Annotated in this window: 7 protein-coding genes and 1 pseudogene; 2 read left to right on the top strand and 6 right to left on the bottom strand. The window is 58.4% G+C overall.

Annotated features, from left to right (window positions below):
* Positions 1–91 precede the first annotated feature (91 nt).
* Positions 92–553: a chemotaxis protein CheW gene (locus ACRESJ_RS05015; RefSeq protein WP_431756912.1), complete on the top strand. Its 462-nt coding sequence runs from the start codon at positions 92–94 to the stop codon at positions 551–553.
* A 141-nt stretch (positions 554–694) separates the two neighbouring features.
* On the opposite strand, the gene ACRESJ_RS05010 is transcribed toward ACRESJ_RS05015, so the two are convergent.
* The gene (locus ACRESJ_RS05010; RefSeq protein ID WP_431756911.1) at positions 695–1,660 is read right to left on the bottom strand and encodes a GlxA family transcriptional regulator; all 966 of its coding nucleotides are present in this window, start codon (positions 1,658–1,660) and stop codon (positions 695–697) included.
* A gap of 283 nt (positions 1,661–1,943) precedes the next feature.
* Between ACRESJ_RS05010 and ACRESJ_RS05005 the strand changes: the two genes are divergently transcribed.
* Positions 1,944–2,585 carry an HD domain-containing protein gene (locus ACRESJ_RS05005; protein ID WP_431756914.1) on the top strand — a complete coding sequence of 214 codons (642 nt, stop codon included), beginning with the start codon at positions 1,944–1,946 and terminating at the stop codon, positions 2,583–2,585.
* Between the two features lie 138 nt (positions 2,586–2,723).
* Here the strand turns inward: ACRESJ_RS05005 and ACRESJ_RS05000 are convergent, their stop codons facing one another.
* From ACRESJ_RS05000 to ACRESJ_RS04980, 5 genes and pseudogenes are all read right to left on the bottom strand, one after another.
* Positions 2,724–3,614, bottom strand: a complete 891-nt coding sequence (locus tag ACRESJ_RS05000) for an ABC transporter permease subunit (protein WP_431756910.1) — start codon at positions 3,612–3,614, stop codon at positions 2,724–2,726.
* Entirely contained in the window at positions 3,611–4,492 is an 882-nt protein-coding gene (locus ACRESJ_RS04995) for an ABC transporter permease subunit (protein ID WP_431756913.1), read from the bottom strand. The genes ACRESJ_RS05000 and ACRESJ_RS04995 overlap by 4 nt, the downstream gene beginning before the upstream one ends.
* A gap of 35 nt (positions 4,493–4,527) precedes the next feature.
* Positions 4,528–5,670: an ABC transporter ATP-binding protein gene (locus ACRESJ_RS04990; RefSeq protein WP_431756909.1), complete on the bottom strand. Its 1,143-nt coding sequence runs from the start codon at positions 5,668–5,670 to the stop codon at positions 4,528–4,530.
* Between the two features lie 73 nt (positions 5,671–5,743).
* Positions 5,744–6,841, bottom strand: a complete 1,098-nt coding sequence (locus ACRESJ_RS04985; RefSeq protein ID WP_431756908.1) for a polyamine ABC transporter substrate-binding protein — start codon at positions 6,839–6,841, stop codon at positions 5,744–5,746.
* Positions 6,842–7,028: 187 nt separating this feature from the next.
* Positions 7,029–7,362: pseudogene (locus ACRESJ_RS04980) on the bottom strand (spermidine/putrescine ABC transporter substrate-binding protein PotF); the annotation flags it as partial.

The raw sequence follows: 7,362 nt of genomic DNA, 5'->3' as shown, positions 1-7,362 counted from the left end.
CGCGCCATGGCCATCGGCGTCAACGACTACCTTGGCAAGCCGTACCAGGAATCGGTGCTGCTCGAAAGCATCGCCTTGTGGAGCAAGACCCATGCTTGAGCACCGCACCAGCAACCTCACCGGCCTGTTGCTGCCGTTGGCCGACCGCTACCTGATCCTGCCCAACGTCGCCGTTGCCGAACTGATCGATTACCAGCAGCCGGGGACTTTCGACCTCGACACACCGACGTGGTACCTGGGGCTGGTGACGTGGCGCGACCGGCAGATTCCACTGCTGAGTTTCGAGTCGGCATGCGCACAGAAAATCGTCATCGGTGAACGCGCGCGGATCGTCATCCTCAACACCCTCGGCGGGCGACCCGAGCTGAAGTTCATCGCGCTGCTGGTGCAGGGGATTCCGCGATCCTGCAAGCTCGATAGCCAGTTGAGTTACGTGGATGTGCCGTTGTGTCCGCTGGAACAGGCGGCGGTGCAGGTGGGCGAGCAAGTGGCCAAGGTGCCGGATCTGTTGGCGCTGGAGGAGCTGTTGGTGGAGGCCGGATTGACCATCTGATCGCGGTCTTGCGTTGACCGCACCGGCCTCTTCGCGGGCAAGCCCGCTCCCACAGTTGACCGCGTTGCCCATGCGAACACGGGCCAATGTGGGAGCGGGCTTGCCCGCGAAGAGGCCCGAGAAAACAACGACAATCTCAGCTCAGACCACCGCCGCAAAATTCAACCTGAACTGCTGCGGCGTCACTCCCAACCGACGATTGAACACACTGCGCATGTGCTGGGCATCGCGGAATCCGCATTGATAAGCAACGGTCTTGAGTGGCGCGCTGCTGCTCTCCAGCATCACCCTCGCCGCATCCACTCGCGCCCGCTCGACGAACTCGGCCGGGGTGATCTTCGCTTCCCTGGCAAATACGCGGGAAAAGTTGCGAGCGCTCATATTGGCGGCATTGGCCAGGTCGGCGATGGTCAGGTCGCCAGTCAAATTGGCCAACACATAATGCTGGACCATCGCTACCGCCGAGGTCGGTTCAGCGTGGGGTGTGAGGAACGGACTGAACTGTGATTGCCCGCCCGAACGCTGGGTGAACACCACCAATCGCTTTGCCACGCTCAATGCCACTTCCGGCCCGTGATCCTGACCCAACAGGTACAACGACAAATCGATCCCCGCCGTAACCCCGGCCGATGTGTAGAGCTCGGCGTCCTGCACATACAAGCGGTCGGTTTCTACCTGAGTAGACGGACATAACGCCGCCAGCGCTGCCGCATCTCCCCAATGTGTCGTCACCTTCCGGCCTTCCAATAGCCCTGCCCGGGCGAGCATGAAAGCACCGTTGCAGATGGAGCCAAAACGCATCGCCCGCGCGCAGGCATCACTCAGCCAGGCATCGAAGGTTGCGCCGAAATCCATGTACGGCAATCGCGGTCCACCAGCCACCAGCAGCAGGTCATAGGCCTGCAAGGCTTCGCTGAAATGCCGGTGGGCGTTCAATACCAGTCCATTGGAACAGGTCATCACCCCGCGCTCGACGCCAATCACTTCCAGCCGGTAATGATCCTCCGGCGCCAGAAAGCGATTGGCCTCGGAAAACACATCCATGGGGCCGGTGACATCCAGCGACTGGACGCCGGTGAACACCACGATGGCGACGGTCTTCTGCATAGCTCACGTTCACCTTTAACGTTGAAAAGATCGCAGCCTTCGGCAGCTCCTACATGGGATTGCGTTCCTCTGTAGGAGCTGGCTCAACCCTGCACTGCAGGCTGCGATCTTTTATGGCTGAACACACCTCACCCTAGCCAAATCGCACTCAACAAGCGAGGTTGGCGCGATATGCATGCTCATTGGCAAGGATCGCAGCCATGGATCGATTGTCCGGTTTTGGGTGCGCGAACACACTGAAATCCTCAGCGCCGCCACGGCGTTTCACGACGAGGAAGCCCCCATGAGCACCACCATTGCCGGTATCAAAATCCCCGACAGCGCCCTGGCAAAAGCCACCACCGAATACATCCGCGACATCGAATCCGACCTGCTCTATCACCATTCGCGCCGGGTATTTCTGTTCGGTGCGCTGAGCGGTGAGCGCAAGCAACTGGCCTACAACCCGGAGCTTTTGTATGTGGGCGCAATGTTCCATGACCTGGGTCTGGTGGAAGGTCATCGCAGTGACAACGAGCGTTTTGAAGTCGATGGTGCCAACGCAGCGGCGGCGTTCCTCAAGCCTTATGGGTTTAGCGACGATGACATCGAGCAGGTCTGGCTATCAATTGCCCTGCACACCACGCCCGGCGTGCCGCAGCACTTGCGTCCGACCGTGGCGCTGGTGACCGCAGGCGTCGAGATGGATGTGCTGGGCATGGACTACGCGGCATTTTCCACGGTGCAGCGCGAAGCCGTGGTGCATGCGCATCCACGGGGTGAGGGTTTCAAGGAGTGCATCATCTGTGCCTTTGCCGATGGTTTGCGCCATCGTCCGCAGACCACGTTTGGCAACGTGAAGACGGATGTGCTGAAGGATCAGGAGCCGGGGTTCAAGCCGATGAACTTCGTCGAGGTCATCCGCAAATCGCCTTGGGTTTCCTAAACACTGAAAAACCTGTGGGAGCGAGCAGGCTCGCGATAGCGGTGTGTCAGGCAACAATTACGTCGACCGACACTCCCTCATCGCGAGCAGGCTCGCTCCCACAATGGAGCTTGGTTGACCTCAGAATCGAGGTCAGGCTCAAGCCGCTTCCGGCGCCTGCGAGCGTCGCACGTCCGGTTGTTTCCAGGAGTCGGCAGCGCTTTCCTCGATGGCCTGCTGGATTGCACGCTTGCGCGCTTCTTCGGCTCGACGGCTGAAGAACCAGACCAGGAAGGTCATCAGCGACACCGCCAGCAGGATCAGGCTGGCCACAGCGTTGATCTCGGGTTTAACACCCAGGCGCACCGCCGAGAACACTTCCATCGGCAAGGTCGTCGAACCCGGGCCGGACACGAAGCTCGCCAACACCAGGTCATCCAGCGACAAGGCGAACGACATCATGCCGCCTGCCGCCAACGATGGCGCAATCATCGGAATGGTGATCAGGAAGAACACCTTCCAGGGCCGTGCACCGAGGTCCATGGCCGCTTCTTCGATGGACAGGTCCAGTTCACGCAAGCGCGCCGACACCACCACTGCCACATAGGCCGCACAGAACGTCGTGTGGGCGATCCAGATGGTGACGATGCCACGCTCCTGCGGCCAGCCGATCATCTGCGCCATGGCCACGAACAGCAGCAACAGCGACAGACCAGTGATCACTTCAGGCATTACCAGCGGCGCGGTGACCAGGCCACCGAACAGGGTACGCCCCTTGAAGTGGGTGATCCGGGTCAGGACAAACGCGGCCAGGGTACCCAGTGCCACCGCCGCAATCGCCGTGTAGCAGGCGATTTCCAGCGAACGCACCACCGAGCCCATCAGTTGCGTGTTGTCCATCAGGCCAACGTACCACTTGATCGACCAGCCGCCCCACACCGTCACCAGCTTCGAGGCGTTGAACGAGTAGATCACCAGGATCAGCATCGGCAAGTAGATGAACAACAGACCCAGTACCAGCATCAGGCTGGAGAAACGGAAGCGCTTCATTCTTTACCCTCCATTTCCTTGGCCTGACTGCGGTTGAACAGGATGATCGGCACAATCAGGATCGCCAGCATCACTACCGCCAGGGCGGACGCCACCGGCCAGTCACGGTTGTTGAAGAACTCTTGCCACAGCACTTTACCGATCATCAACGTTTCCGGACCGCCGAGCAGTTCAGGAATCACGAACTCACCCACCACCGGGATGAACACCAGCATGCAGCCGGCGATGATGCCGTTTTTCGACAATGGAATCGTGATCTTCCAGAAGCTGTTGAACGTGCTCGAACCGAGGTCCGATGCGGCTTCAAGCAAGCTGTGATCGTGCTTCACCAAGTTGGCGTACAGCGGCAGGATCATGAACGGCAGGTACGAATAGACGACGCCGATGTACACCGCCAGGTTGGTGTTGAGAATCTGCAGCGGCTCGCTGATCCAGCCCATGCTCATCAGGAAGCCATTGAGCAGACCGTTGTTGCTGAGGATGCCCATCCACGCATACACGCGGATCAGGATCGCGGTCCAGGTCGGCATCATGATCAGCAGCACCAGCACCGTTTGCACTTCTTTGCGGGCACTGGCGATGGCGTAGGCCATTGGGTAGCCGATCACCAAGCACAGCAGGGTGCTGATGAATGCCATCTTCAATGAGCCGAGATACGCTGAGATGTACAACTCGTCGGCACTGAGCATGGCGTAGTTGCCGAGGTTGAGCAGCAACTGCAGTTTCTGCTCGGCGAAGCTGTAGATCTCGGTGTACGGCGGAATGGCCACGTCGGCTTCGGCGAAACTGATCTTCAAGACGATGAAGAACGGCAACATGAAGAACAGGAACAGCCAGATGAAGGGAATCCCGATAACCACCTGACGGCCACCGGGAATTATTCGATTGAGGCGGCGTTTGAATTTGCGCATGTTCATGAGCGAAGTACCACGCCGCTGTCGTCTTCCCAGTACACGTAGACCTGGTCACCCCAGGTTGGACGTGCACCGCGGCGTTCGGCGTTGGCGACGAAAGACTGGACGATCTTGCCGCTCGGCAATTCCACGTAGAACACCGAGTGCCCGCCCAGGTAGGCGATGTCATGAACCTTGCCGCTGGACCAGTTGTACTGGCACGTCGGCATTTCTGCGGTAACCAGCAATTTTTCCGGACGGATCGCGTAGGTGACAGACTTGTCCTGCACCGAGGTGCTGATGCCGTGGCCCACATAGATCTGATGGTCCATGTCGTTGCAGGTAATGATTGCGTGGCCTTCGGCGTCGTCGATCACTTCGCCTTCGAAGATGTTGACGTTACCGATGAACTCGCAGACCAGACGACTGGTTGGGGTTTCATAGATGTCAATCGGGCTGCCGATCTGGGCGATCCAGCCCAGGTGCATGATCGCGATGCGCTCGGCCATGGTCATGGCCTCTTCCTGGTCGTGGGTCACCATGACGCAAGTTACGCCGACGCGCTCGATGATCTCCACCAGCTCCAACTGCATCTGCGAGCGTAGTTTCTTGTCCAGCGCGCCCATCGGCTCGTCGAGCAACAGCAACTTCGGACGCTTGGCCAGGGAGCGGGCCAATGCCACACGCTGACGCTGACCGCCGGACAACTGATGCGGTTTGCGCTTGGCGTATTGGCTCATCTGCACCAGCTTGAGCATGTCGGCAACGCGGGCATCGATTTCAGCGGCGGGCAGTTTGTCCTGCTTGAGGCCAAAGGCGATGTTCTGCGCCACCGTCATGTGCGGGAACAGGGCGTAGGACTGGAACATCATGTTGATCGGCCGCTCGTAGGGCGGCATGTCGGTGATGTCTACGCCATCGAGGAAGATCCGCCCTTCGGTCGGTCGCTCGAAACCGGCGAGCATGCGCAGCAAGGTGGATTTGCCCGATCCCGAACCGCCGAGCAAGGCGAAAATCTCGCCTTTCTTGATTTCCAGGGACACATCGTCCACGGCAATCGTCTCGTCGAACTTCTTCGTGACCCGGTCGATTTTGACCAGTACCTGTTTAGGTGACTGGTCGCCCTCGAGGGCTTTCTTATAGGCGCCGGAGGCAACTGCCATTTACGAAACTCCCAAAAACAAAGAGTGCAGTTCGCTCAAGGTGAGCCAACCTTGGATAGTTTGAGCCTTGAAGCTATTTGCCCGACTTGACCATGGTCCAACTGCGGGTCATCAAGCGTTGAATCTTCGGTGGTAACTCGATGGACACGTAGGTCTTGTCGAGCACCTCTTGCGGTGGATAAACCGCTTCGTCAGTGCGAATGGACTGTTCCATCAGTTTGTCCGACCCCGGGTTAGGGTTGGCATAGCCGACGTAATCGCTGACCTGGGCAATCACCTCAGGCTTGAGCAAATAGTTGATGAACGCGTGCGCCTCCTTGGAGTTGGCCGAGTCCTTCGGAATCGCCAGCATGTCGAACCAGAGCGCACCACCTTCTTTCGGAATGGCGTAGGCGATGTTGATGCCTTTCTTGGCTTCCTGGGCACGGTTGCGGGCCTGGAAGATGTCGCCGGAGAACCCAACCGCCACGCAGATATCGCCGTTAGCCAGGTCGGTGATGTACTTGGAGGAGTTGAAGTAGGTGACGTAAGGCCGCACGGCCAGCAACTTGGCGGTCGCCTTCTTGTAGTCTTCCTCGTTGGTGCTGTTGGCGTTCAGGCCCATATAGTTAAGGACCGTCGGCATCATTTCATCAGCGGAGTCGAGGAATGCCACGCCGCATTTGTGTAGCTTCTTGATGTTCTCAGGCTCGAACAGCACGCTCCAGGAGTCGATCTTGTCGACACCCAGCACAGCCTTGATCTTGTCGACGTTGTAGCCGATGCCATTGGTGCCCCACAGATAAGGCACGGCGTACAAGTTGCCCGGGTCATTCTGCTCCAGACGCTTGAGCAGCACTGGATCGAGGTTCGAATAGTTTGGCAGCTGCGACTTGTCGAGCTTTTGGAAAGCACCGGCCTTGATCTGCTTGCCAAGGAAATGGTTCGACGGCACGACTACGTCGTAGCCGGTATGCCCGGCCAGCAACTTGCCTTCCAGGGTTTCGTTGGAATCGAACACGTCGTAAACGGGCTTGATGCCGGTTTCTTTCTGGAAGTCGGCCAGCGTGGTCTCGCCGATGTAATCCGACCAATTATAAATATGCACGGTGCCGGCAGCCTGGACACTGACAGCCAGTGTCAGCCCCGCACCAACCAGCATGGCATTGCGCAACAAAGAAAAAATAGGCAAGTGGAGGTCCTCTAAAATTAGTTGGGCCCAAGTTGCCCCGCGTTACATGACAGCCTTGGCTGCCTGGCAACAAAACCGGCGCGCAACTTACCCTCGAAAAACCGTTCCAGCAAAACTTTTGTCATCTAATTCAACCTGTTGCCACCACCGCGCAGGTGATGACAACTGGTTGTTGCCTCATACCGGTTTATTTACCGGATTTGATCTTGGTCCAGCTGCGAGTCAGGATCCGCTGGGTCGCGGCCGGCAAGTCGGCAATCGCGTACAGCTTGGCCAGTACGTCCGCTGGCGGGTAAATACCTGGATCGCTGGTGATGTCTTTGTCCACCAGAGGCGTGGCAGCCGCGTTACCGTTCGGGAAGCGCACGGCGTTGGTGATTTCAGCCATGATTTCCGGCTTCTGCAGGAAGGTCATGAACTTGTAGGCGCCTTCGACGTTTTCGGCATCTTTAGGGATGGCGACCATGTCGTAGAAGCTGCCGGCACCTTCTTTGGGAATGTTGTAGCTGACTTTCACCTTG

This window comes from Pseudomonas sp., from assembly GCF_050739655.1.
Taxonomy (GTDB): Bacteria; Pseudomonadota; Gammaproteobacteria; order Pseudomonadales; family Pseudomonadaceae; genus Aquipseudomonas.
Note: the sequence above shows the minus strand (reverse complement) of the source record. Positions and strands in the feature narration are given on the sequence as shown.

What these genes read in the sequence shown, in the direction of transcription:
- ACRESJ_RS05015 (WP_431756912.1), top strand. Translation starts at nt 92, where the DNA reads ATGCTTGAGCACCGCACCAGCAACCTCACCGGCCTGTTGCTGCCGTTG.
- ACRESJ_RS05010 (WP_431756911.1), bottom strand. Translation starts at nt 1,660, where the DNA reads ATGCAGAAGACCGTCGCCATCGTGGTGTTCACCGGCGTCCAGTCGCTG.
- ACRESJ_RS05005 (WP_431756914.1), top strand. Translation starts at nt 1,944, where the DNA reads ATGAGCACCACCATTGCCGGTATCAAAATCCCCGACAGCGCCCTGGCA.
- ACRESJ_RS05000 (WP_431756910.1), bottom strand. Translation starts at nt 3,614, where the DNA reads ATGAAGCGCTTCCGTTTCTCCAGCCTGATGCTGGTACTGGGTCTGTTG.
- ACRESJ_RS04990 (WP_431756909.1), bottom strand. Translation starts at nt 5,670, where the DNA reads ATGGCAGTTGCCTCCGGCGCCTATAAGAAAGCCCTCGAGGGCGACCAG.